The following is a 24055-nucleotide window of genomic DNA, read 5'->3' as shown; positions in this document are numbered from 1 at the left end:
AGGGGAGAGATTTATATGTTCAGAACGAAAAATGCTAGCAAAGTTCTATTCGCGCTTATGCTTGTATTATTACTTGCATTAACAGCGTGTAATAAAACAGATACGGATTCAAAGCCAAAGGATGGTGGAAAAAAGACCGAAGAAGGCAAAAAAGAGGGCGGAAAAGAGGAAGAAAAGCTTTATTCTATCGATGATTTCAGTAACATTAAGACGAATGAAGGGGAAGCAATGGAAGGTGGCTCCTTTACATTTGGGCTCGTTTCCGATACTGCTTTCCAGGGAACATTGAACTTTAACTTCTATTCAGGTGATCCTGATGCACAAGTGCTTGAATGGTTCGATGAGGGAATGTTAACATGGGATTCAAGCTATGTATATACAAATGATGGTGCTGCAACATATGAAGCATCAGAAGATGGAAAAACATATACATTCAAAATTCGTGACAATGTAAACTGGCATGATGGTGAGCCAGTTACAGCTGAAGACTGGTTATTTGCACATGAAGTAATTGCTAACAAAGATTATGATGGTCCACGTTTTGACTCAACATTGAGAAATGTGGTAGGAATTGAAGATTATCATGAAGGTAAAGCTGACACGATTTCTGGTATTGAAGTAGTGGATGAAAAGACACTGAAGATTACGTATATTGAAGCAACACCATCACTTATAACAGGTGGTATATGGACATATCCATTGGCGAAACATATCTTTGGTGATATACCAGTTAAAGATATCTCTTCTTCTCCAGAAGTACGTAAGAATCCAATTGGTATTGGTCCATTTAAAGTAGAATCAATTGTTCCAGGTGAGTCAGTCACATACACAAAAAATGAAGACTACTGGCGCGGAGCACCGAAGCTTGATAAAGTTACTTTAAAAGTTATTAATCCAAATGTTGTTGTTCAATCATTAAAAAAAGGTGAAGTAGATACAGTTGATAAATTCCCTGTGGATCAATTCCCGGCTAATGCTGAAATATCAAATGTGGAATATTTAGGTGCGATAGATCGTGCTTATTCATATATTGGATTTAAACTAGGTACTTGGGATAAAAAAGCAAAAGAGGTTAAAACGGATCCAAAGTCGAAAATGGCAGATGTGAATTTACGTAAAGCGATGTGGCATGCTGTTGACAACGATGCTGTAGGCGATAGATTCTATCACGGTCTTCGTTGGGCCGCAACAACATTAATTCCTGCTTCACATCCAGAATATCACGATGACTCAAATCCAGGTGCACCATATGACCCTGAGAAAGCGAAACAAATACTTGAAGATGCTGGTTATAAAGATACAGATGGTGATGGTATCCGTGAAGATAAAGAAGGTAATGAGTTAGTCATCAATTTTGCTTCAATGTCAGGTGATGAAGTAGCTGAACCATTAGCAAAATATTATATCCAGGCATGGGAAGCTGTTGGCTTGAAAGTGGAGCTATTAGATGGTCGCTTACAGGAATTTAATAGCTTCTACGAAGGTGTAGGAGAAAAGGGCGATGACAATCCTAAGATTGACATTTATGCGGCTGCTTGGGGTGTAGGTATTGATGTGGATCCTAGCGGACTTTATGGTCGCGATGCTATCTATAACTTCACACGTTGGTCAAATGAAGAAAATGATCGCCTGCTAGCTGAAGGTATATCTGACGCTGCATTTGATCCAGAAAAACGTAAAGAAATTTATAAAGAGTGGCAACAACTTATGACGGATGAAGTACCAGTATTCCCAACGTTGTATCGTTCAGTATTGGTACCTGTTAATAATCGTGTGCATAACTATGCGATCGGTGACGGAACTGAAATGTATAAAAACGAAATTGAGGTAACTCAAGAAGAACCACTTGTTGCAAAATAAATGGATATACAGAAGAAGACTCCTAACGGTGAGTCTTCTTCTACTTTTTTGTGGAATTTATTGATCATATACTTGAAAAGGAATGAAAAAAATGGAATGGATACTAAAGAGATTTAATGAATTAACTGCGAGTGAATTGTATGATATCTGTCGAGAACGAGTGAATATTTTTGTAGTGGAACAGCAGTGCCCTTATCTTGAATTGGATGGGTTAGACCAGCATGCTTGGCATTTATACCTATCTGTAGAAGATGGAATTGCGGCCTATTTGCGCATACTACCTAAAGGAACTGCGTATGAAGAACTATCCTTGGGGAGAATTATAGTAGCAAAACAATACAGAAAAAAAGGCTTAGGTAAAGAATTAATCAAAAAGGGATTGCAGTTTGTAACGGAAGAGTTATCTGAAGACATTGTCAGAGTTCAAGCGCAAGCCCATTTGCAAAAGTTTTATGGAGAATTTGGGTTTAAAGGAATTTCAGATGTATATTTAGAAGATGACATTCCACATCTTGATATGCTGCTTGAAATACATAGATGAAAAATTTAAATAGCCACTCCAAAGTAATGGAGTGGCTTCATTGGTCGTTTTTTCGTTAAAAAATCTGTTTATTTTACTAACCGGCCCGTCGCTTAGAGATCATATTGAAAATAAATACGATTAGAGCGATAACAAGAAGAATATGGATTAATCCACCCGCTACTTTCGTGATGAGTCCGAGAATCCAAAGAACAATTAAAATTCCAATGATAGTCCAGAGCATATACATATTCCTTTCAACGATTTTTTTTTTAGCTCAAGCGCCCAGCGATAATCTTTTAAATTTCATCCTACAAAAAGACTATATCGGTTCGCTTTGTTTCCATAAGGTTCTTCAACTAAAACCGCCACTTCCGGTGGCAACTTCTGAGGGACCGCATCATGCGGTCCCTTTTTATACGTTGCTGAACAGGGCGCTTACGCTTTTTTATTGCATAACTATAATTTACCCAATTCTGTTTAAATCAAACTTGTTTCCTTATATCTTTAATAGGTGGTTTTTTGCTGCAAGATAGAGGGAATAATAGTGTATTAGCGGTAGATCTGGAGGAAAAGGAATGTTTAATTGGAAAATAAATAAAAGAAAAGTATTAGTAGTACCGATTTCATTATTTTTGGTGATCTATATTGGTACGATAGTTTATCATGAAAACAAAAAACTACCAGATGGAATATCTTATGAAGGAAAAGTTCACTATCTATCTGATGACGATGCAAGCTTTTTATATGATTTGACATATACCGATGGAAAAGTAATGAAGCGAGAGCAACAGCTATTTGATCGTATTTTTAAGGCGATAGAAGAGGCCGAACAATTCATAGTTCTTGATTTATTTTTATATAATGATTATTACGATAAAGAATTAAATTTTCCTAAGCTAAGTGCTGAACTAACAAATAAATTGATTGCAAAGAAATCAAAAAATCCTGAAATAGAGATTATCTTGATTTCAGATGAGATTAACACCTCTTACGGCTCACATCAAAATTGGCAATTCGAAAAAATGAAGGAGAACGGAATTGACGTGTTGCTTACTGATGTGGATTCTTTGAGGGATTCAAATCCTTTGTATTCTGCTATTTGGAGAATATTTATAAAGTGGCTGGGTCAGGCAGGGACAGCAAGTGTACCAAACGCAATGGCAAACCAGGCTCCAAATATGACTTTACGATCCTACTTGAAACTAATGAATGTAAAGGCCAATCATCGAAAAACAGTTGCAACGGACAAAACTGCAATCATCTTATCTGGAAATCCCCATGATGCAAGTGCAAATCATTCCAATATCGGCTTTCAGCTGAATGGCCCGATTATTGCAGATCTATTGAAATCAGAACAAGCAGCTGCAAATTTAGCTGGAGGGAAGCGTCTTCCTACATATGACGGTAATAAGACTGAATTAGAAGGCCCACTTGCAGCACAGCTAATTACAGAAGGGAAGGTCTTAAAAGCTGTCCTTGACGAGATGGAATCCACTGAGGAAGGAGATGAAATATGGCTCGCGATGTTTTATTTGGCAGAACGTAAAATCATTGATTCTTTGCTTGCTGCAAACGATCGAGGAGTAAATATAAAAATAATTTTAGATCCTAATGAAAATGCATTTGGTGCGAAAAAAACGGGGTTGCCAAATAGACCAGTTGCGAGGGAACTAGATCAAAAGACTAAAAGCGGTATTAAAATACGCTGGTATAATACAACAGAAGAGCAATACCATCCGAAGCTACTTTACATTAAAAAAAAACAAGAAGCAGCAATCATTGGTGGCTCAACAAATTTTACTGCAAGAAATTTAGATGATCTAAATTTAGAAACAAACGTATTAATTAAAGCACGGCTCCATACAAAGTTGACAGAAAATCTAGACGAATATTTCCATCGCCAATGGCATAATACAAATGGAGATTTTACCCTGGATTTCGATAAGTATCAAGACAATCTTACCCCTTTACAGAGGATTATTTACACCATACAGAAAGGTCTTAATTTCACCACATATTAAAAGGACAGGCTTTAATAACCTGTCCCGCTTCTCATTTTACACTTACAAGAAAGTCATTCACTTGCTCAGGTGATTTGGCGTTTGCGCTATGCAAATGCGCTGTTTTTTCGCCTTCTTTAAAAATTAATAGACTTGGGATTCCCATTACATCGTATTTTTCGCCAATTTCAGGGAATTCATCTCGATTCATTTGAAACCATTTATATTGAGGATTACTTTCAATCACATCGCCAATAAACATATCCATTACCTTACAATCAGGGCACCAGTCTGTTTCAAATTTAACGATTACTGGGTCTGAACTAGAAATTAGTTGCTCAAATTGTTCCGTGCTTTTAATTGCTTCCATGCTAAAAAACCTCCTTTTATTCTATTGTAAAACGTTATGTTCAGTGATTCAATTTTTATGGCTTTTCATATAAAGAGGTAAACTCCATAAATTGTCCCTTTTTTAGTTCCGATATATTCGGTATAATGATGAGATGACTGATGTAAATGAATATTTCATTACTACTTATAGATAAAGAGGAGACGAAGTGATGACTTCTCAGAAGAAGCCGATTCCAAAAATAGATTATGGAATTATTTTATCGTTAATGCTGTTAGCGATTGTAAGCTTTATTACGCTGTACAGTGCCCAATCTACAGATCAATACAAAACTAATTTTGTTGCATCACAGGCACAGTGGTATGTGATTAGTTCGCTTGCGATTATCTTTATTATTCAATTTGATTCTGATCAAATGAAAAAAATATCAAAATATGCATACGGATTTGGGGTGCTAATGTTATTAATCCTATTATTTGCACCAGTGACAGATTTTACTCCAATCAGAAATGGCGCGAAACTTTGGTTTGTCATTCCCAAAGTCGGTCAGATTCAACCATCGGAGTTTATGAAAATTGCTACGATTATGATGCTTGCTCAGATCACATCAACACATCATCAAAAGGTTTTGCATAAAACGATCAAGAGCGACTTTTTTCTTTTATTGAAAATTTCCGTTATTTTTGGACTCCCATTCATACTTATTATCCTTGAAGATTTAGGTACGGCTCTCGTCTTTATCGCCATTTTTCTCGGTATCGTTCTTATATCTGGAATCACGTGGAAGCTATTATTGCCTATTTTTACTTTTGTAACAATGATTGCGGGAACAACCATGTATTTGGCAATCTGGCAACGTCCTTTCTTGGAGAAGTTTGGTGTAGATCCATATCAGTTTATGCGAATAGATTCTTGGCTCGATCCATATACTTATCGAACCGGCGCTGGTATGCAGCTTGTGAATTCTTTGCTCGCAATTGGCTCAGGACAAACGAACGGAAAGGGATTTCGTAACAGAGATGTGTATATGCCTGAAAGTCATACCGATTTCATCTTCAGCACGATCGGGGAGGAATTTGGATTTGTTGGCGGCAGTATCGTAATTAGTCTATTTTTCTTACTCATCTATCAAATTACGAGAACTGCGTTAGAAACAAAAAATCCATTTTATACATATATTTGTGTCGGTGTTATTGCCATGCTTACCTTCCAAGTTTTTCAAAATATTGGTATGACAATTCAAGTACTCCCAATCACGGGGATTCCATTACCTTTTATTAGCTATGGTGGTAGCTCGTTATTAAGCACTATGATGGCAATGGGTATTATACTTTCTATAAAATTCCATTATAAAAAATATATGTTTTCGTCGGAATAAAGAGAAATTAGGCTCACCATAGGTTGCCGTTGTTCTCTAGATACCTTTTCGAAATAAGGAATAGATTCGTCCTTTTGGTTCTGCCATACTCCGTAATGATAAAAGAACCGTACGAAGTGGGTCATATCGGTCAACTAGAAGTATTATAAGAACTCAGTTTTCATAGTCAGTGTTCACTTCCCCGATATTAACCTAATAGCGCTTGCCCTTTTTCACTATATAAATAAAGAGGAGACGAAGTGATGACTTCTCAGAAAAAAACAATTCCAAAAATAGATTATGGAATTATATTAACATTAATGTTGTTGACGATTTTTAGTCTCATTTCCATTTATAGCGCCCAATCGACAGGGCAATATTTAGATAATTTTATTAAAAAACAGCTAATGTGGTATGCCATTAGCATAATTGCAATGATTGTCGTCATACAAATGGATTCAGATCAACTGAAAAAACTATCATGGTATGCGTATGGATTTGGTTTGTTCCTTTTAATTGTATTATTTTTTGCTCCTGAAACTTTGTCATTTACTAGGGAATTGAACGGATCGCAAAGTTGGTTTTTTATCCCTGGAGTAGGTTCCCTGCAACCATCGGAGTATATGAAAATTTTTACAATAATATCACTTGCCAAAGTAACGGCGGATCACCATCAGAAGTTTTTAATGAAAACAATCAAAACTGACTTTTGGTTGATGATTAAGATTGGAGTAGTCGCATTCCTTCCTGTAGTATTTATCATCCAGCAACCGGATCTAGGTACATCGCTCGTTTTCGTTGCTATTTTCTTAGGGATTATTTTAGTATCAGGGATTACTTGGAAGTTATTACTGCCAATATTTACTGGATTCTCGTTACTTGGTGGAACAGTGATGTATTTCGCTATATTTAGACCGGATTTATTAAAATTCATTGGTGTGAAGCAATATCAGTTTGCCAGAATATATTCATGGCTTGATCCCCATTCATATAGCTCAAATGAGGGTATGCAGCTTGTCAAATCATTGCTTGCGATAGGTTCGGGGCAAACACAAGGGAAAGGATTCGCAAATAGGGAAGTGTATATGCCTGAAAGCCATTCTGATTTTATTTTTAGTACAATAGGGGAGGAATTCGGCTTCATTGGAGGCAGTATTCTCATTAGTTTATTTTTCCTACTCATTTATCAAATTACAAAAACGGGGTTAGATACGAAAAATCCATTTTATTCTTATATTTGTGTCGGGGTCATTTCCATGCTGGCTTTCCACGTATTTCAAAATATTGGTATGACGATTCAAGTGCTACCAATTACAGGAATTCCGCTACCATTTATCAGTTATGGGGGAAGCTCATTACTAAGCAATATGCTAGCGATGGGTACCATCCTTTCGATACGATATCACTATAAAAAATATATGTTTTCGTCTGGAGAATAAAGGACAAGCCCAATCAACTAATAAATCTTTGTTGAGTGGGCTTTTCTTATTGCCTAGCTCCTCGAGGTTCGGGCCAAATTGCTGTGACGGAAGCAAGCATTCACAGGTTGTGGTAGAACCTGTGACTTAATCTTGTCGCGGTTGACAAAGGCACGCTTTGTTCTGTTTTCTTTATTCTAATGTTCCAGATTCTGTAATAATTACTTTAGGATGCAACTTAAAGGTAACTTCTTTGTATTGATCTTTCCATTTGTTTTTGTCAAAGTTTCGATTTTGCTGTTTGAACTTGCGCTGCACACCGACGGGATCAATCCCCATTTCTTGAAATTCATTTAGCAATTTAAGTGTATTTTTTTCAATCTTTTGCTCCAGATTTCTTTTTATCGCGTCTATTACTTTGGCTTCTACCTTTGTTCCTGTGTATTGCTTCACAATTCCTTTTAATGTGTAGTCGATTTCAAAAGTCAATTTCTTATAATCTGCGTGCAATATGACCCTTGACCCAATACTATTTACTACTGCATCATCTTTACCAACTTTTACAATTAGGGTGCCATCCGTATGTTTATCCACTAATAATTTGAAGTAAAACATATCATTTGTAGGTATTGTATGAACTAGTTTTTCCTTGTGGAATAAGCCTAGCCCAGCGATTCCAAGTTTATCTCCGGGTAATCTTTTTAAAATAGGTAAGAAGGAACCCTTATCTTTTTGAAAGTAGTCTGAAGAAAATAAGTGTAGATTAGTTTTAGGAATATCTCGACTTTTCATATTATGCTCAATTAGGTTAGATATATATATTGAATTTCCTAGGGTACCATATGTTCCTTTCATCAAATCTGGCACAGATCCTTCTGTGAGCGCTAGAAATAAACGTGAACCAACGCTTGGATTTCTTTGTAATGTATCAATGATGGGGAAAACGCCTTCCTTTGCTGCCTTTTCCCCAATAACAACGATATCAAGGTCACCAATTAAAACAGTTTCACTAGATTGTCTATTTAGGTTATTTTCAATACTACCGCTCTTTTCCATCGTTATTTCAAGATATTCATCAATCGCTTCTTTGGCAGCTGAATAACGAGTAGTGATTGTCGATATTTGCAATTTATCATCTTCTGTATAGTCAATTCCAGCACCAGTTATCACATTAACTTCATCTATAATCTTTGTTTGCACACATCCTGAAAGTGCAGGGAGTAAAAGAAGTAATAATAACAGTCTAATATTCACGTCTTCTTCACCTTCTTCACTATGATTACAAGCAACAAAACGAGTGGGATATATATATAGTTCATGATAAACCCTATCTTACCAACCCATGTGATAAATAGATCTAACTGCTGCCTAGTTTGGAATAGTACAGATACGCCTAGTACGATAGCTGCAATCCAATATAGTGCTTTTTTTTGAGTAACTTTGATTGATTTTTTGATAATTCTGCTAGCACACCAAAGTGAAATACAAATATTTGGAAGGATCACTAAGCTCCACATGGCAATACCAATATATTCAAAACGCCAAATGAAGGAAAGTTTTACAATTTTCCACATGGATAAGGTTGCCCAGATAATGTTCTTAAGCTGCTCTTCACTATAATAACCAAATGAAATAACTGTAATGAATAAGTAAATAACTCCTGTGCCTAAAAGTGCTAAATGTGCCCACTTTTTCGAGTCCTTCCCATTTTGAATAAAAGGATAAAAAATAAGCAGTGTTTCATAGCCTAAGTAAGAGATTGATAAGTGCATCGAGGCTTTAAAGATGTCTTTGAAAGAATGACTTAGTAATGGTAGAAAATCGGAGTAATCGGAATACGGAATGGTAAATAAAAAGACAAAGTATATATAAAATGGGAGGACCACGCTGAAAAATGAAATCCCGACGATCGTTCGAAACCCTCCGTTGACAATATAAATAGCCAGTAGCAAAAAACTAAGCGTAAACCAAAAAATACTGCCGTCTTGGAACATCCAAGCTTGTAGGATTTCAACATAAGGTCGCAAAACAGTGATTGTAATGATAATAAAATAGAGAGCAAGGATGATATTAAAGAATGTACCAGCTATTTTTCCAAATAGAAAAAAATGGGTATCAACCAAGTCACCTTTTCCAAGTTCAATCACTTTAAAAATAATAAATAAGACGATATGCGAGGCCGCTAAAGCGATAAGGACAGAAATCCAAGAGTCATAACCAGCACTTTTTGCTATATAACGTTGAAACCCGAGAACACCAATACCAACTTGCATAGAATGAATGACAAAAAATACGAGAAAAGGTGCGATTTGTTTTCCTTTAGCTATCGAATCCATTGAAGTTTGCCTCCGACCTGTTTATTCATCAATATCTTTGGTCTTTTTTTTCTTCTTTGGGGAAAAGCGAATGGGTTGTTGGGTTTGCAAATAACCAGGACGTAATTTTTGTTTAATGAATGTAGCTCGAATAATTGAATCCTTTACATCTCTCAATCGTGGAGGATAAATTGGTTCTAGAAAAGGTCTATTAAGCGACTTCAACTGTAATAAATGCGATAAAACAAAATAAATGCATAAATTTATGCCAAGTAATCCCCAAAGATGTGCGACAAGTAAAAAAGGAAAGCGAATAATCCTAGCTGTATTACTTATTTTATAAATAGGTGTAGTGAATGCTGCCAATGCACCAATAGCTACGAAAATAAGTAACACATTACTTGTCAATCCAGCTTCCACTACGGCGGTACCAAGAACAATACCACCCACAATACCGATCGTTTGACCAACCTTCGTGGGCAATCGGGCTCCTGCTTCGCGCAAAAGTTCGATTGCTAATTCTAGAAATAATGCTTCTAGTATAGGTGGAAAGGGAACATTTTCCCTTGAACTAATTAACGTAGCCATTACGTCTTTTGGGATGATTTCAGGATGATACGTTAAAACTGCGACATATATTGGTGTTGCCAATATGGAGAAAATTATTCCGATAATCCTAAGTAGTCTGACGAAAGTACTGATATACCAGCTGTTTGCATAATCTTCAAAAGAGCTGAAAAAAGAAAAGATGTTTGTTGGACCTAATAGTGCAAAGGGCGAACCATTGACAAGCACCGCTACTTTTCCTTCTCCAAGTGAAGCGGCTACTTCTACAGGATTCTCAGTACTCATCAGCTGTGGGAAAGGCGAATTATAATTATCTGAGATCAATTCTTCAATATATGAGCTAGATTGTATTTGATCAAAATCAATGTTTTCTATTCTTTCACGCATAGTATTCACGTTTTCAATATTTGTAAGACCATCTATATAGACAAGGCTTGTTCGCGTTTTCGTAAGTGTACCAATAATAAACTCTTCGACAACAAGTTCTTTTATCGGAAGTCTTGTTCTTACAAGATTAAGATTTTGATCAAGCGATTCTACAAATGCTGCTTTAGGCCCATCAACACTGTACTCGATTTCCAATTGATCAATGCTACGCCCAATTTCCACTCGAGCTGGGATCAAGGCAACATTGTCATTATCATCTTCGAGTATGATTAGTACAGACCCAGTAAGCAAATTATCTTCTATTTCAGTAATGTCGGATGTCATAACACACTGAATGGGAACTAATTGATGAATATCAGTAAGTGTATGAAATTCCCCTTGGAGCAAATATGGTAGAATACTTTGTTGAATAATATCATTATCCACTAGGGTTGAGATGAAGGAAATGGAAAAGCTAAGATTTGTTTTTTGATTAGTAGTCTTCTTTTGCTTGAAATCTCCTGATTTGCTTATTTGACTTACAAAAGAAGAAAGGGAAGGTGGTTCATTTTTGACTTTATCCTTGGACGCTTGTTTGAAAAATAAAGACATATTTTCTCATCTCCCTTCTCCATGATTGTGTCCATTTTTTATAAAAAAATACGGAATTGAATTTGGTTGTTTCCGGTTATATGAATTCTTCATATATACCATCCGGTTCAATGAGTGGCTTATAAAATCGGCGAGTGGCCAGTAAAAGTCTTGAGTGGCTCATAAAATCGGCGAGTGGCCAGTAAAAGAGTGGCTTATAAAATCGGCGAGTGGCCAGTAAAAGTCTTGAGTGGCTTATAAAATCGGCGAGTGGCCAGTAAAAGTTCTGAGTGGCTTATAAAATCGGCGAGTGGCCAGTAAAAGTTCTGAGTGGCTTATAAAATCGGCGAGTGGCCAGTAAAAGTCTTGAGTGGCTCATAAAATCATAGAGTGACCAGTAATCCGAAAAAAATAAAAGCGGAGTCACGTGTATTAACGCATATTCAGTCATTTGGATGAGCTGGCTAGAGTTTATTCGTATATTACAGGTTATATTGGATGTATTAGTTGAAAATGCACCACTACTAGCAAAACCGCTTCAGGTGGAGTATAGCTAGCGTAGTAAAGTAGTAATATTAGAATGGTAAATTGACGGCATTAACAACAAGCTTCAAATATTGCTTCCGTCATCACTTGTGAACATTAGGTGTGTATGGATGACTGATCAAATTTGTATAGGAAAGGCCGATGCACTTTTTATAGTGCAATCGGCCTTCCTTTTGAAGTATATGATTTTAACAATTTAATACAGATAAATTAGAAAACCTTTTGAACGATAATTCAGCAACGGTTCGGCTTATACCTCTCAAGTTTCCTTTATCTCAGAAAAAAGAAATCCTCGGCCGATATCGCCAGACACATCCTGTGGCAAAATTCGGCGTACCCACCTTAAGGGCTTAGTCGCCTACCCTTGCGCTTTTTTAGTTACATCTTTATTTTTTGCTAATTGGGTTTTATTTATTGTTTGTCTAGGTGGTTGTTCAAGCCAATTATATTTAATTATGATATCGGCTCCGGTTTTGGTATATCGGGCAATTTCTAATGATAGTCGCTCATAAATGAGACTTAAATCGCTCCGTTGGCTAGAGTAGCATAATTGTTCATATATGAAGTCCAAAGAGAAGCAATTTCAGCAGATGTTAAAGGAATTTTCTTTTCTTGCATCTTGCTACCCCCTAATTAGTAATCCAATCCTATTCATAACTTTTCCAAATTAGGAGAGAGTATACTGTGTTAATCGAAAATTAATGTGAGGTGGGTTACAAATCAAGGTCTCAACCATATTAAATTAACTTCAAGTGAAATGTCCGATTTATTTGCGACTTATTTGAATGATACATTAGCGACTTGTATGATATCGTACTTTTTAAAACATGTTGAAGATCCTGATGTAAAGGCCTGTTTGGAATATGCATTTTAAATAGCGACAGCTCATATTGAGTTTATTACACATATTTTTAATACGGAGGATTATCCTATTCCAATTGGGTTTAATAAAAAAGATGTTAATATTAAAACTCCAAGGATTTTTAGTGATGAACTAATATTGTATTACGTGCAAAACTTGGGATCAATGGGGTTAAATACTTATAGTATCGCTCTCCCGAATTCCTCTCGTAAAGATATTCGGAAGTTTTATACATCTTGTATAGAGGCATCAGCAGATGTATATAACCGTGCAACAAATGTATTGCAGGAAAAAAGCCTTTACATTCGCCCTCCTTATATTCCATATCCGAAATAGGCAGAATTTGTTCGAAAACAACATTTCTTAGCAGGGTGGATCGGCGAGCAGAGACCTTTAACTAGCACTGAAGTATCTCTTTTATTTATGAACTTATATCGAAATACACTTGGAAGTGCTCTATTGACTGGTCTTTCTCAAATAGCACAGTCTAAGGAGGTTCGTAAATATGTGACAAAGGGGTCAGAGGTTGCTACGCATCATAGTGCGGTCTTCAGAAATTTTTTAGAGGAAGGGAACATGCCAGCTCCTGTTCCATGGAGTTTAACTGTGACCACATCTAAGGAACCGGTATTTTCCAATAAATTAATTATGTTTCATACAGCCGCTTTAAAAAATGCTGGGATTGGTTTTTATGGGGAAAGTTTAAGTGGAAGCCTAAGAAGGGATTTAAGTGCTGCTTATGCTCGTTTGATTATTGAGGTCGGGGAACTTGGTACGGAGGGGGCAAATATTATGATTTCAAATGGATGGTTCGAAAAGCCTCAATCAGCACCAGATCGAAAAAGTTTGGCAAAGGGTTAAAGAGATGTGGGTGCAAAAGAAAAATTATTTTGGAGCATTGCCCTTCCCGGTTTTGGTCAATTATTAAACGGTAAATATATAAAAGGAATTTTGTTAATATTTTTAGAGTTTCTGGTTAACGTAAAAGCGAATTTTAACGAAGTAATCATTTCTAGTTTTCACGGAGATATCGAGGCTGCGATCATGCAAGCAGACTATCAGTGGCTTATGTTTTATCCATGTCTATATTTTTTCGTAATGTGGGATGCTTTCAATGATGCCGGGGGAGGTAAAGAGCCATATTCATTCCTTCCATTCGTATTTTCCACCTATTTCGTTACTGTTGGAACGATTTATTCAGCAACATTTTCATTGTTTGGTTTTATATTAGGACTAATTTGGCTACCAATAATAAGTGTGATTGCTGGGGTTACTATAGGGCTTATACTTAAAAAGATCATGATAAAAAAGTTACATTATGTAAATGAATTTTAATGATAGTATTTTTTCTGTTTAAAAAACGGCAGAATATAGAGTCTGCCGTTTTATTTATGATTTTTTCATTCTTCTTTTTTGGTAAAGAGAATACACGGGGTGAATAATCACCAATAATAAGTAAAGAAGAAAAACAATTAATTCAATAAGTTCCATCACCTGCAAAGGACTCGTCATATCTTGCAATGAATTTTTTAGATCATATCCTAAAAAAATGTCAACACTTAATGATAAGCCTATTAATAGTACTATCATCAATAAAGTGATACTGATAATTTTCAACTTTTATCACTCTCCGATTCATATCTTTCCCTTGTTAAGTACAGATATCAAAATATGCAAGAACTTTTAAAAGGAAAAATGTTATAAAACATAGCTTATATGGATAAAACGAAGACTAAACAATAAAGAAGGGTATGTGTGCGATGCCTTCATTATTTAAACGGGCCAAACATAAAAAAGAAAGCCAGAAAAATCATGTAACTCAACTTCCAATGTCTATTGAATATTCTTTAGAGGCTAATCTGGACATTATTAAACAAAAAACGGGAAATAGTCCGGATGTTATTACACGAAAGTTGATAATGGGAAATAGCCCTGAAACGAAAATAGCATTAGTGTATGTAGATGGAATTGTTGACAGCCAATTTATCAATGATTTTTTAATAGAAGCTATCTTGGAAAAACACGAATTACAAGAAAAAATAAAGAAGCAGGAAGCTTTTGAAATGATAGCTGAAGGTGTCGTGGCGATTGGCAGTATAAATCCGATAAGGAACTGGGAAGAGCTGTTTTATTCTTTAATGTCAGGCGAAACGATTATTCTAATGGATGAAATAAATGAGGCGCTAAGTGTTGACACTAAAGGTGGAGAACGACGATCAATCGAGGAGCCAAGTACGCAAGTAGACATAATGGGGCCAAAAATTGGTTTTACTGAATCCATTGGAACAAATACAGCGATGGTCCGTCGGATTATTAAAAACACAAATTTATGGGTTGAGACGTTGAGGGTAGGAAAAGTTACAAATACCGATATAGTGATTATGTATGTCAACGGAATTGCAAATGAAAAAATAATTAAAGAAACACAAGAAAGATTAAAAACGATTGACACCGATAGTATTCTTGATAGTGGTTATATTGAGGCATTTATCGAAGATCAAGCGGCTACACTATTTCCAACGATGTACCGGGCAGAAAGGCCGGATGTAGTAGCTGGTAATTTGTTGGAGGGAAAGATAGCAGTTTTTGTTGATGGTAGTCCGTTTGTGCTACTAGTACCCGCAGTTTTTGTTCAGTTTTTTCAAACGGCTGATGATTATTATTTTCGATCTGATATTGCTAGCGCACTTCGGATTTTACGAGTAATTATTTTGGTCATTTCTCTTTTCGCTCCAGCTTTATATATTGCCGCCACGACTTTTCATCACGAGATGATTCCTACCAAGCTGTTAATCGTTATTGCAGCTCAGCGAGAAACAGTGCCTTTTCCAGCCTTTTTCGAAGCGGTACTTATGGAGGTAACCTTTGAAATTTTAAGGGAAGCGGGGGTGCGATTGCCCAAGCCTGTTGGTACGGCTGTTTCAATTGTAGGAGCATTAGTCGTTGGACAAGCAGCAGTAGAAGCCGGAATAGTTTCTGCGGCTATGGTTATTATTGTAGCAATTACAGCCATTGCAAATTTTGCTACTCCTAATTTTGGAATGGCGATCTCCCTGCGTTTGCTCCGTTTTGGGTTTATGATAGCCGCAGCCACATTTGGTATTTATGGAATCGTATTAGGAGGTATCGTTCTAATCGTTCATTTAACTAGTCTCCGTTCTTTCGGAGTTCCATATATGACGCCACTCGCCCCTTTCATTCCAGGGAATACTGGTGATACAGTCGTTCGAGTGCCATGGTGGAATTTCAATAAAAGGCCGGAATTAATTGCAAACAATGAAAACCTAACTCGACAAGGTGAAGATCAAATGCCTGGTCCTTCTACAGACCGTGGGATGGTCAATAACAGCACGGATAAGGATGATCGAAATGAGCCGTAGACTTTTATGTCTTTTCTCGATCACAGTCGCCACTTTATTGTTATCAGGATGCTGGAGTCAAAAGGAATTAACGGAATTGGCAATCGTAACTGCTTTTGGAATTGATAAAAATGAAAAAGGAGAATATGTTGGCAGCTTTCAAATCGTCATTCCCGGAAATGTAGCAGGAATGCCTGGTGGAGGGAGTGGTGAAGGTACCCCTTTTGTCGTACATACAGCCACGGGACATAACCTAATCGAAGTAAGTGACCAATTAACCAAGAAGATCTCTCGACAACAATACTTTTCTCACACGGGTCTTGTAGTTATTAGTGAAGAGTTGGCAAAAGAAGAAGGGATCATGTCTATTTTTGATATTTTGGATCGTGACGTACAATTTCGAACGACAGCATCCGTTGTGATTGCCGAAGATACAGCAGCTGAGAAAATTATTAAGACCTTAACATCAATCGATAAAATCTCAGCTGAAAATGTGTTAAAGACAATGAAATATTCGGAAGAAAGGTTGGGTGAAAATATCGATGTTTCTGTGAGTGAATTGATAAAAGGGCTTATTTCATCTAGTAAGGTACCGGTCATTACCGGAATGCGTCTAATTGGCGACGAGGAGCAAATTGGAAAAATGGAAAGTCTTCAAAACACGGTTCCTGACGTAGTCATTGAAACTGGCGGTCTTGCTGTCATTAAAGATGGTAAATTGATCGACTGGCTCCATGGGGAAACATCAAAAGGGGCAGTGTGGGTAATGGATAGAATCAAGAATACAAGCATCTTTATTAAGTGGAAAGAAAAAGAAGAGGCAATCACTTTTCAAGTAATTCGCCAAAAAACTGATGTTTCCGCCCATATCAAAAACAAAACGCCAAGTATTTCCATTCATGTTCGAGCTGAAGGAGATATTAGTGGATTGACAATACCTGTAAATCTTAACGACCCATATGAGATAAAAAAAATAGAAGGAAAATTGGAAGAAGAAATTAAGAGACAGATAGAAAACTCTGTCCAACATATGCAAAAAGAGCAAGCAGACATTTTTGGATTTGGGGAAGCTGTACATCGTTCAGATCCAAAAGTATGGAAGGAATTAAAAAAAGAGTGGAATAACGATTATTTTCCGGAACTGAAAGTGAACGTGAAGGTAGATACTTATGTGCGCCGCAGCGGTTTACGAAACAAGTCATTCCTAAATGAAATAGAAAATAACCAATGAGCGGAAGAAGTTGATACAGTCGTGGAGAAAGCGAAAATTAGCCCATACCAATTGTTTGTCCTCATAATATTGTTTGAACTGGGAAGTGCCTTATTGGTCCCGATTGCTATGGAGGCAAATCGGGATGCTTGGCTCGCCATTTTGCTAGGCATGGTAGGCGGTTTTGGCATGTTTTTAATATATCACCGCCTTTATTTATATTATCCCGATTCCTTACCAACCACTTTTGTGCAAAAGTTAATAGGAAAAACCTTTGGTAGAATACTCGCCTTGCTCTATGTGATATATTTTTTATATCTTGCTTCTAGGGTGTTACGGGATTTCGGGGAAATGCTGGCTATTATTGCATACCCAGAAACACCGTTATCGATAAACCACGCACTTTTGATGTTTGTTGTTGTTTATACAGTACGTAAAGGCATAGAGGTGCTAGCGAGAACGGGAGAGCTAGCTTTTTTCTTTATTTATTTTCTCGCTATTAGTGGATTTGTGCTAATTATTTTTTCTGGCATCATTCATATTAATAACTTAAAGCCAATATTGGAAGAAGGTATTTATCCATTATTTAAAGTAGCCTTTGGTCAGGTCTTGTTTTTTCCGTTTGGAGAAATAGTAGTATTTGGAATGATTTTTCCTTATTTAAATAATCCTAAAAAAGCAAGAATTACAGGTTTATTAGCCTTGGGATTAAGTGGAATAAATCTAGCAATTACTATGGCGATTAATATTAGTGTTCTTGGCGTTTCCCTTATTTCTCGAACACAATTCCCATTACTTAGCACAGTCCAAACGATACAATTTGCAGAGTTTTTGGAACGACTTGATATTTTTTTTATGCTTGCAATGATTGTTCTTGGTTTTATTAAAATCAGTATATTTTTTTATGCTGCTGTGATTGGGGCTGCGGACTTATTCAAAATAAAACAACCTTCGCAACTCGCGTTTCCAATTGGTTTAGTCGTCTTATTTATGTCCATCATTATCGCAAGTAATGTGGCGGAACATCTTCAGGAAGGTTTGAAGGTCGTCCCAGTGTTTCTTCATCTTCCTTTTCAAATAATCATTCCGCTCTTTCTTCTTATTATCGCATTTTTTAAAAATAGGAAAAAAGAAACAAAGGTTGTCACATAGAACTTTTTAGAAAGGTTTCATTTTGCTTCTTGAAATAGTCTAATAAATGGTAAAAATCAGCAGCAAAGATGCCGCTGATTTTTTAATGGACTTTTCGAATATGCAAATAATAGGTGATAATTTGCACTGTAGGAATAAGTAATATTAATAGAAGTGGAAAGTGAATAAACTTTTCCTGGAAAAGTGGATAGAATGCAAGCAATGCGGCTGCAATTGGAGCAGCAACCCATGTTGAAATGAATGCTCTTCTACATGCCTCACCTGATACTTGCTTTTCACGCTCATCTTCCTCAGAAAATTCGAAAGGAAAAAGCAAGAATGAACTTTTTTGCTTGTATTTTTTTCGCCGAATATAAATGAGTAATAGAATGATCACAAATAAGATAAAAAAGATGAAAGGCATTATATAAAATGATATTTCCCAAGGTGGCTCCGGGTTCTTCAGTACATGGGAAAATTGAACTTGCGTATTATAAAGGGAGCCTAGACACCATCCAGCGATGCCAATAGTCAAAAGACTTAAAATCATGGATATAAAAGATTTTTTCAATTTACTTCCTCCTTTTCTTCAAGCCAAAATACATTTTCCATGGGCAGATTGAAAGATTTGCAGATCGCAAGACCAAGTAATAGTGAAGGAACATAATCACCTTTCTCAATCGCAGCAATTGTCTGTCGTGTGACTCCAACTAATTCCGCTAAGTCTGTTTGTGAATAATTAAACCGAGCACGCAATTCCTTGACACGATTCTGAATGACCACTACTAACCTCCTTATTGTTAAGTTGAGTTAACATCTTGATTTGATTTCATTGTATGATATAATAAACAAAAAGTAAAGGCGACTTAACATTACATTCATAAAAACATCACTTTTTTTAACATGATCCAGGTTAAGCTAATATTTAGACAACCTTTTCGTTATATTCTTATTTATTTTTAATTGCCTAAACAAGCAAAAACCCGAGGAGAATTTCTCGCCGGGTTAACTTGCTAATTTAATGCTGCTTCCAATAATATATCTGCAATATGAACTGCTTTCACTTTACCTTGCATTCCAGCACGTTCGATACCAAGCTTCATTTGCAAGAGGCATCCTGGGTTAGCTGTCACAATAATTCCAGGTTGAACGGACTGGACATGTATCATTTTATGATCAAGAATTTGCATAGACATTTCTGGTTCAACAATATTGTAGATGCCAGCTGACCCACAGCAGCGCTCCGCATCGGTCATTTCGCGGAATCTAGCATCGGTAATGGCATCGAGCAGTGTCCTAGGAGCAGACGCCGTATGCATGACATTACGCAGATGGCATGAATCCTGATAGGTGAAAATAGCGCCCGGCAAACGAAGAGCATGCTTTCGATGAAAATCAAGATCAACAAGAATTTGAGATATGTCTTTTAACTTTCCAGTAAATACTTTCGCTCGTTCGCTCCACTCAGGATCGTCAGCTAATAAATGATCATAGCCAATAAGAAAACCACCGCAGCCACCGGCATTTGTCACGATATAATTGGCATTTGTTTCTTCAAATGCTGTAATATTGTTCTTTGCAAGCTCGGTTGCTTTCGCTTTTTCACCGCTATGCCCATGTAATGCGCCGCAGCAGCCTTGGTTTTTAGGAATAACGATATCGCATCCCGCCATTTGTAGCAATTTCATTGTCGCATCATTTGTTTTCATGAACATTGTATCCATGAGACAGCCGGAAAAGAAGGCGACAGTCGTTGTTCTAGTTGATTGGGCTTGTAAAAATACTGGACGATTTTTCATGTCTTTCTTTTTCGGAACTTCTGGTAATACGCGTTCCATTTGTGCAAGGTTTTCTGGGAACAGCTTCATGAATCCAATTTTGCGCACTGTTTTTTGCAAACCAGAACGCTGGTAAAAGCCAAGTAATCCAGTTAGGTTAACCATCCGATTTTGATGAGGAAATAGACCTTCGAATACGGTGTTTCGTACTGTTTTAACAGGCATACTGTGTTTTTTATTTTGTGAAATAATATCCCGTGCATCTTCTAACAGCATTCCATAGTTTACTCCGGCAGGACATGCAGGTTCACATGCACGGCACCCAAGACAAAGGTCCAGAGATTCTTCAACGTCATCATCGAAATCAATCATGCCGTCTGCAACTGCCTTCATCAGAGCAATCCGTCCACGAGGGGAATGTTTTTCATTAAAATTCGTTTCGATATATGTTGGACAAGCCGGGAGACAAAATCCGCAGCGCATACAATTAAGGAGTTCGTCCATATCCATTTGTTCTGCAAACTGTTGCTGAATTTTTTGCTGCTCATCTGTTGCAATCATCGTGTTACCACCACTCTTTTTCGGCTTTCTTTCGCAAATATTTTACCAGGATTCATGATGTTATTTGGATCGAAGGCATGTTTAATCGCCTTCATTGCAGTGATACCTTCTGGACCAAGTTTCCATTCAAGATAAGGTGCTTTTACGAGCCCAACACCATGCTCGCCTGTGATTGTACCACCTAGATCAATCGCGGCGGCGAAAATTTCTTCAAATGCTTGTTCAACGCGCGACATCTCATCAAGATCTCGTATATCAGTAGGACAAGTCGGATGTAAATTTCCATCGCCAGCGTGTCCGAATGTACAAATTTTTACATCATATTTCACCGCGATTTTCTCGATAGCCTCAACCATCTTGGCTATTTCAGATCTAGGTACAGTAGCATCTTCTAGGATTGTCGTAGGTTTAAGTCTTGCGAGTGCTGACAATGCAGAACGCCTTGCAGTACTTAACAACTCGGCTGTATGCTGATCTTTCGCAATTTCAACGGATTCAGCATCTTGTTCTCGACAAATGGCAGCAATCATTTCCATATCGCGATCAACAACTTCAGCTGGGCCGTCTTGTTCAATTAAAAGAACTGCTTTCACATTTGTCGGCAGTCCAATTTTCGCGAAATCCTCGACTGCTTCAAGTGTCGGCTGATCCAAAAATTCTAGCGTAGCAGGGATAATTTTATTCGAAATTATTTTTGAAACAGAACGTGCTGCAGCGTCAAGATCTTGATAAAGCGCTAGTAATGTTTTTTTGGTTTCAGGCATGGGTATAAGCTTTAATGTTGCTTCTGTAATAATGGCAAGCGTACCTTCAGAGCCGACAAATAAACGAGTTAAATCATATCCGGCCACATCTTTTGCTAATTTTCCACCCGTTCGAATAATATCCCCATTAGGCAGGACTGCTTCAAGCGCTAAGACGTAATCACGGGTGACACCGTATTTTAGTCCACGTAACCCACCGGAATTTTCATTTAAATTACCGCCGATAGTTGAGATGCTCATAGAGCTTGGATCAGGTGGATAAAATAAACCTTTCTCTTCTACAGCATGAATCAGATCTAATGTAATAAGCCCAGGCTGGACAGTGACGGTTAAATTATCCTCATCAATTTCAAGAATTTTGTTCATATATTTAAAAAGTAATACGATTCCACCTTCAGTTGGTGTCGTGCCCGCGCATAGGTTTGTTCCAGATCCGCGTGGAACGATAGGAATTTTATGTTGATTACAAAAGCGTAAAACCTCAGAAATTTCTTCTGTGGAGCGTGGAGATATGACAGCATCAGGCATCGATTGAAACTGTGGTGATGCATCATATGAATATACTAATTTACCAACTTGGGAATCATCGAAATTTTCCTTGCCAACAATGGAGATTAGTTTTTCCGAAATCTGTGGTGAAAGCATTTTCTTCCCTCATTTCTATAACTATATTATAGGAATGTAAGTGCTTTTATGCAATTAAAAAAGTGCCAGGCACCGAAACAATACAGAATTGTTTCGGTGCCTGGCACTGGTTATTGCATGGACGCATTGTATGGAAATTGATTGGCATATCCGGCATGTTGTTGATATGATTGTTGAATTTTTTGTTGATCTTCAGCTTCTAATTTATACCAGCCTTTTTGAAACATTTCGACGAATAGATCCCGCTGTGCTTGTTGTGTTTCATTGAAAATGGTAAGTATATCATCGTAAAGATGCTGGTGACTAGCTTCATGTAGAGCGGTTGCGTAAGCATCTGTCAGATATTTTTCAGTAGATAACATATCATTAATAAAGTCCCGCTCATTCATCTGAGGAGTTTTAGGCACTTGCATGGAAGGATTTTGAATTTTTTGGTTTTGCATGGATAGGCCTCCTTTATCATTGGATGAACGTATTGGATTGTTGTTTTTCTTGCAAATGTCCAAGTAATTTTTCATAATGGCGTTGATGCATTTGCCCACATGAATTAATTACTGTTTTAATTTGCTGATCTTGGCATTGGCTAGCAGCGAAATGTGCTTTTTTCATTGCTAGCAAGTTCCACGCTAGCATATCATTAATATAAGCAAAGTCTTTTGTAGTAATGACATGAGGTGGTTGTGGCATGACAATTTGTTGACCTTGATTTTGTTGATTCATTTGTTGATTTTGCAAATGATTTCCTCCTTTCATATATTCAACATTTAGCATGCCTGCGGCGTACAATTTTATACCATCTTATATGATAGTTGAGAGGAGTTGAGTAGCATGGAAAAAGCAATGCGCAATTTCTTTTTATTTTTATCGAAAAATAAAACATTTTCAAAAGTGGCTAAAAAATACGGACTCAGGTTCGGTGCTTCAAGATTTGTTGCAGGGGAATCTCTTGGGCAAGCAATAGATAGGATTAAAGATTTAAATAAACAGGGACTTGCTGTTACGATCGACTATTTAGGTGAATTTGTAGACAATGAAAAAGAAGCGAGCGTAATGAAAGATAACGCAATAATGGCTATTCAAACGATCGCTAATAAAGGTCTTGATTCCCAATTATCATTGAAGCTTACATCAATGGGCATGGATCTTTCTAATGCGATTGTTATGAGAAATATGCGCGAGATTATGGATGTGGCGAAAATGAATCATGTATTTATTACGATTGATATGGAGGATTTTTCTCGATGTCAAAAAACATTAGATATATTCAAAATGTTAAAAATGGAATATGAAAATATTGGGACTGTTATCCAAGCCTATTTATATCGAACGCAAAAAGATCTGCTTGATTTAGAGGCATTTTCACCAAATCTTCGTTTAGTTAAAGGTGCGTATAAAGAATCACCAAAAGTAGCTTTCCCAGAAAAGGTGGATGTGGATGATAATTTTAAAGAGCTGATTAAAACGCATCTATTAAACGGACATTATACAGCGATTGCCACACATGATGAAACAATCATTGATTTCGTAAAACTATTTGTGCAGGAAAATGGTATTCCAAAGGCGAGATTTGAATTTCAAATGTTGTATGGAATACGATCTCAAAGGCAGATTGACCTTGTGAAACAAGGTTATACAATGCGCGTATATATGCCTTATGGTACAGATTGGTATGGATATTTTATGCGCAGACTTGCGGAACGGCCGGCTAACGTCATATTCGTGTTAAAGAGCATTTTTACTGAAAAATAAAAAAGACCATTATAAATTTTGATTGCAAGCGAATAGAAAATCCGATATATTAATAATAATCAGACATTCATTTATATTTTTTTATTGTAAAAATGAGTGAGTGT

22 protein-coding genes and 2 pseudogenes are annotated in these 24055 nt (G+C 36.9%); 12 read left to right on the top strand and 12 right to left on the bottom strand.

The genetic code is table 11. From position 1 onward, the window contains the following. Nucleotides 1–15 precede the first annotated feature (15 nt). Nucleotides 16–1860: an oligopeptide ABC transporter substrate-binding protein gene (opp4A, locus tag MHB53_RS10375; RefSeq protein ID WP_340917849.1), complete on the top strand. Its 1845-nt coding sequence runs from the start codon at nucleotides 16–18 to the stop codon at nucleotides 1858–1860. A 91-nt stretch (nucleotides 1861–1951) separates the two neighbouring features. Then, nucleotides 1952–2401 carry a GNAT family N-acetyltransferase gene (locus MHB53_RS10370; RefSeq protein ID WP_340917846.1) on the top strand — a complete coding sequence of 150 codons (450 nt, stop codon included), beginning with the start codon at nucleotides 1952–1954 and terminating at the stop codon, nucleotides 2399–2401. A gap of 76 nt (nucleotides 2402–2477) precedes the next feature. On the opposite strand, the gene MHB53_RS10365 is transcribed toward MHB53_RS10370, so the two are convergent. Further along, nucleotides 2478–2624, bottom strand: a complete 147-nt coding sequence (locus MHB53_RS10365) for a lmo0937 family membrane protein (protein WP_340917844.1) — start codon at nucleotides 2622–2624, stop codon at nucleotides 2478–2480. Nucleotides 2625–2958: 334 nt separating this feature from the next. On the opposite strand from MHB53_RS10365, the gene MHB53_RS10360 reads away from it, so the two are divergent. Continuing rightward, on the top strand, nucleotides 2959–4404 hold the full coding sequence (locus MHB53_RS10360; RefSeq protein WP_340917841.1) for a phospholipase D family protein: 1446 nt from the start codon (nucleotides 2959–2961) through the stop codon (nucleotides 4402–4404). 31 nt (nucleotides 4405–4435) lie between these two features. Here the strand turns inward: MHB53_RS10360 and MHB53_RS10355 are convergent, their stop codons facing one another. Then, nucleotides 4436–4753: a thioredoxin family protein gene (locus tag MHB53_RS10355; protein ID WP_340917838.1), complete on the bottom strand. Its 318-nt coding sequence runs from the start codon at nucleotides 4751–4753 to the stop codon at nucleotides 4436–4438. Nucleotides 4754–4943: 190 nt separating this feature from the next. Here MHB53_RS10355 and MHB53_RS10350 point away from each other — a divergent pair, with 190 nt between their 5' ends. Further along, complete coding sequence (locus tag MHB53_RS10350; protein ID WP_340917836.1) at nucleotides 4944–6110, top strand: FtsW/RodA/SpoVE family cell cycle protein; 1167 nt, start codon at nucleotides 4944–4946, stop codon at nucleotides 6108–6110. 242 nt (nucleotides 6111–6352) lie between these two features. Beyond that, on the top strand, nucleotides 6353–7528 hold the full coding sequence (locus tag MHB53_RS10345; protein ID WP_340917834.1) for an FtsW/RodA/SpoVE family cell cycle protein: 1176 nt from the start codon (nucleotides 6353–6355) through the stop codon (nucleotides 7526–7528). Nucleotides 7529–7699: 171 nt separating this feature from the next. On the opposite strand, the gene MHB53_RS10340 is transcribed toward MHB53_RS10345, so the two are convergent. The 4 genes from MHB53_RS10340 to MHB53_RS10325 all read right to left on the bottom strand — a co-directional run bounded on the left by MHB53_RS10340 (nucleotide 7700) and on the right by MHB53_RS10325 (nucleotide 12382). Then, entirely contained in the window at nucleotides 7700–8761 is a 1062-nt protein-coding gene (locus tag MHB53_RS10340; protein WP_340917832.1) for a Ger(x)C family spore germination protein, read from the bottom strand. After that, nucleotides 8758–9843 carry a GerAB/ArcD/ProY family transporter gene (locus MHB53_RS10335; RefSeq protein ID WP_340917829.1) on the bottom strand — a complete coding sequence of 362 codons (1086 nt, stop codon included), beginning with the start codon at nucleotides 9841–9843 and terminating at the stop codon, nucleotides 8758–8760. Before MHB53_RS10335 ends, MHB53_RS10340 begins: the two co-directional genes overlap by 4 nt. 21 nt (nucleotides 9844–9864) lie before the next feature. After that, nucleotides 9865–11367 carry a spore germination protein gene (locus MHB53_RS10330; RefSeq protein WP_340917827.1) on the bottom strand — a complete coding sequence of 501 codons (1503 nt, stop codon included), beginning with the start codon at nucleotides 11365–11367 and terminating at the stop codon, nucleotides 9865–9867. An 883-nt stretch (nucleotides 11368–12250) separates the two neighbouring features. After that, entirely contained in the window at nucleotides 12251–12382 is a 132-nt protein-coding gene (locus MHB53_RS10325) for a hypothetical protein (RefSeq protein ID WP_340924616.1), read from the bottom strand. Nucleotides 12383–12595: 213 nt separating this feature from the next. On the opposite strand from MHB53_RS10325, the pseudogene MHB53_RS10320 reads away from it, so the two are divergent. The 6 genes and pseudogenes from MHB53_RS10320 (at nucleotide 12596) to MHB53_RS10295 (ending at nucleotide 18475) form a co-directional block, all read left to right on the top strand. Beyond that, nucleotides 12596–13090, top strand: a pseudogene (locus tag MHB53_RS10320) (DUF3231 family protein). A 36-nt stretch (nucleotides 13091–13126) separates the two neighbouring features. Continuing rightward, a pseudogene (locus tag MHB53_RS10315) lies at nucleotides 13127–13615 on the top strand (DUF3231 family protein); the annotation flags it as partial. Between the two features lie 6 nt (nucleotides 13616–13621). Continuing rightward, nucleotides 13622–14089: a hypothetical protein gene (locus tag MHB53_RS10310; protein ID WP_340917822.1), complete on the top strand. Its 468-nt coding sequence runs from the start codon at nucleotides 13622–13624 to the stop codon at nucleotides 14087–14089. A gap of 425 nt (nucleotides 14090–14514) precedes the next feature. Beyond that, nucleotides 14515–16134 (top strand): spore germination protein, encoded by a 1620-nt coding sequence (locus tag MHB53_RS10305; protein WP_340917818.1) that lies wholly within the window; start codon nucleotides 14515–14517, stop codon nucleotides 16132–16134. Beyond that, nucleotides 16124–17344 (top strand): Ger(x)C family spore germination protein, encoded by a 1221-nt coding sequence (locus MHB53_RS10300; protein WP_340917815.1) that lies wholly within the window; start codon nucleotides 16124–16126, stop codon nucleotides 17342–17344. Before MHB53_RS10305 ends, MHB53_RS10300 begins: the two co-directional genes overlap by 11 nt. A 21-nt stretch (nucleotides 17345–17365) precedes the next feature. Next, on the top strand, nucleotides 17366–18475 hold the full coding sequence (locus MHB53_RS10295) for a GerAB/ArcD/ProY family transporter (RefSeq protein WP_340917813.1): 1110 nt from the start codon (nucleotides 17366–17368) through the stop codon (nucleotides 18473–18475). Between the two features lie 82 nt (nucleotides 18476–18557). On the opposite strand, the gene MHB53_RS10290 is transcribed toward MHB53_RS10295, so the two are convergent. From MHB53_RS10290 to MHB53_RS10265, 6 genes are all read right to left on the bottom strand, one after another. After that, nucleotides 18558–19025, bottom strand: a complete 468-nt coding sequence (locus tag MHB53_RS10290) for an MFS transporter (RefSeq protein WP_340917811.1) — start codon at nucleotides 19023–19025, stop codon at nucleotides 18558–18560. Then, complete coding sequence (locus MHB53_RS10285; RefSeq protein WP_340924612.1) at nucleotides 19022–19231, bottom strand: helix-turn-helix transcriptional regulator; 210 nt, start codon at nucleotides 19229–19231, stop codon at nucleotides 19022–19024. The genes MHB53_RS10290 and MHB53_RS10285 overlap by 4 nt, the downstream gene beginning before the upstream one ends. A gap of 236 nt (nucleotides 19232–19467) precedes the next feature. Further along, nucleotides 19468–20790 (bottom strand): (Fe-S)-binding protein, encoded by a 1323-nt coding sequence (locus tag MHB53_RS10280; protein ID WP_340924609.1) that lies wholly within the window; start codon nucleotides 20788–20790, stop codon nucleotides 19468–19470. Beyond that, entirely contained in the window at nucleotides 20790–22202 is a 1413-nt protein-coding gene (gene glcD, locus MHB53_RS10275; RefSeq protein ID WP_340917809.1) for a glycolate oxidase subunit GlcD, read from the bottom strand. The genes MHB53_RS10280 and glcD overlap by 1 nt, the downstream gene beginning before the upstream one ends. A 110-nt stretch (nucleotides 22203–22312) precedes the next feature. Next, a complete protein-coding gene (locus MHB53_RS10270; RefSeq protein WP_340917806.1) occupies nucleotides 22313–22645 on the bottom strand; it encodes a spore coat protein in 333 nt (110 codons plus the stop codon). Between the two features lie 16 nt (nucleotides 22646–22661). Then, entirely contained in the window at nucleotides 22662–22937 is a 276-nt protein-coding gene (locus tag MHB53_RS10265; RefSeq protein WP_445661421.1) for a hypothetical protein, read from the bottom strand. A 93-nt stretch (nucleotides 22938–23030) separates the two neighbouring features. Here MHB53_RS10265 and MHB53_RS10260 point away from each other — a divergent pair, with 93 nt between their 5' ends. Continuing rightward, nucleotides 23031–23951 carry a proline dehydrogenase gene (locus tag MHB53_RS10260; RefSeq protein WP_340917804.1) on the top strand — a complete coding sequence of 307 codons (921 nt, stop codon included), beginning with the start codon at nucleotides 23031–23033 and terminating at the stop codon, nucleotides 23949–23951. Nucleotides 23952–24055: the final 104 nt, after the last annotated feature.

It is taken from the genome of Bacillus sp. FSL K6-3431 (assembly GCF_038002605.1).
Lineage (GTDB): Bacteria > Bacillota > Bacilli > Bacillales > Bacillaceae_C > Lederbergia.
Note: the sequence above shows the minus strand (reverse complement) of the source record. Positions and strands in the feature narration are given on the sequence as shown.

What these genes read in the sequence shown, in the direction of transcription:
- MHB53_RS10260 (WP_340917804.1), top strand. Translation starts at nt 23,031, where the DNA reads ATGGAAAAAGCAATGCGCAATTTCTTTTTATTTTTATCGAAAAATAAA.
- MHB53_RS10305 (WP_340917818.1), top strand. Translation starts at nt 14,515, where the DNA reads ATGCCTTCATTATTTAAACGGGCCAAACATAAAAAAGAAAGCCAGAAA.
- MHB53_RS10370 (WP_340917846.1), top strand. Translation starts at nt 1,952, where the DNA reads ATGGAATGGATACTAAAGAGATTTAATGAATTAACTGCGAGTGAATTG.
- opp4A (WP_340917849.1), top strand. Translation starts at nt 16, where the DNA reads ATGTTCAGAACGAAAAATGCTAGCAAAGTTCTATTCGCGCTTATGCTT.
- MHB53_RS10360 (WP_340917841.1), top strand. Translation starts at nt 2,959, where the DNA reads ATGTTTAATTGGAAAATAAATAAAAGAAAAGTATTAGTAGTACCGATT.
- MHB53_RS10300 (WP_340917815.1), top strand. Translation starts at nt 16,124, where the DNA reads ATGAGCCGTAGACTTTTATGTCTTTTCTCGATCACAGTCGCCACTTTA.
- MHB53_RS10350 (WP_340917836.1), top strand. Translation starts at nt 4,944, where the DNA reads ATGACTTCTCAGAAGAAGCCGATTCCAAAAATAGATTATGGAATTATT.
- MHB53_RS10270 (WP_340917806.1), bottom strand. Translation starts at nt 22,645, where the DNA reads ATGCAAAACCAAAAAATTCAAAATCCTTCCATGCAAGTGCCTAAAACT.
- MHB53_RS10330 (WP_340917827.1), bottom strand. Translation starts at nt 11,367, where the DNA reads ATGTCTTTATTTTTCAAACAAGCGTCCAAGGATAAAGTCAAAAATGAA.
- MHB53_RS10355 (WP_340917838.1), bottom strand. Translation starts at nt 4,753, where the DNA reads ATGGAAGCAATTAAAAGCACGGAACAATTTGAGCAACTAATTTCTAGT.
- MHB53_RS10335 (WP_340917829.1), bottom strand. Translation starts at nt 9,843, where the DNA reads ATGGATTCGATAGCTAAAGGAAAACAAATCGCACCTTTTCTCGTATTT.
- MHB53_RS10365 (WP_340917844.1), bottom strand. Translation starts at nt 2,624, where the DNA reads ATGCTCTGGACTATCATTGGAATTTTAATTGTTCTTTGGATTCTCGGA.
- glcD (WP_340917809.1), bottom strand. Translation starts at nt 22,202, where the DNA reads ATGCTTTCACCACAGATTTCGGAAAAACTAATCTCCATTGTTGGCAAG.
- MHB53_RS10345 (WP_340917834.1), top strand. Translation starts at nt 6,353, where the DNA reads ATGACTTCTCAGAAAAAAACAATTCCAAAAATAGATTATGGAATTATA.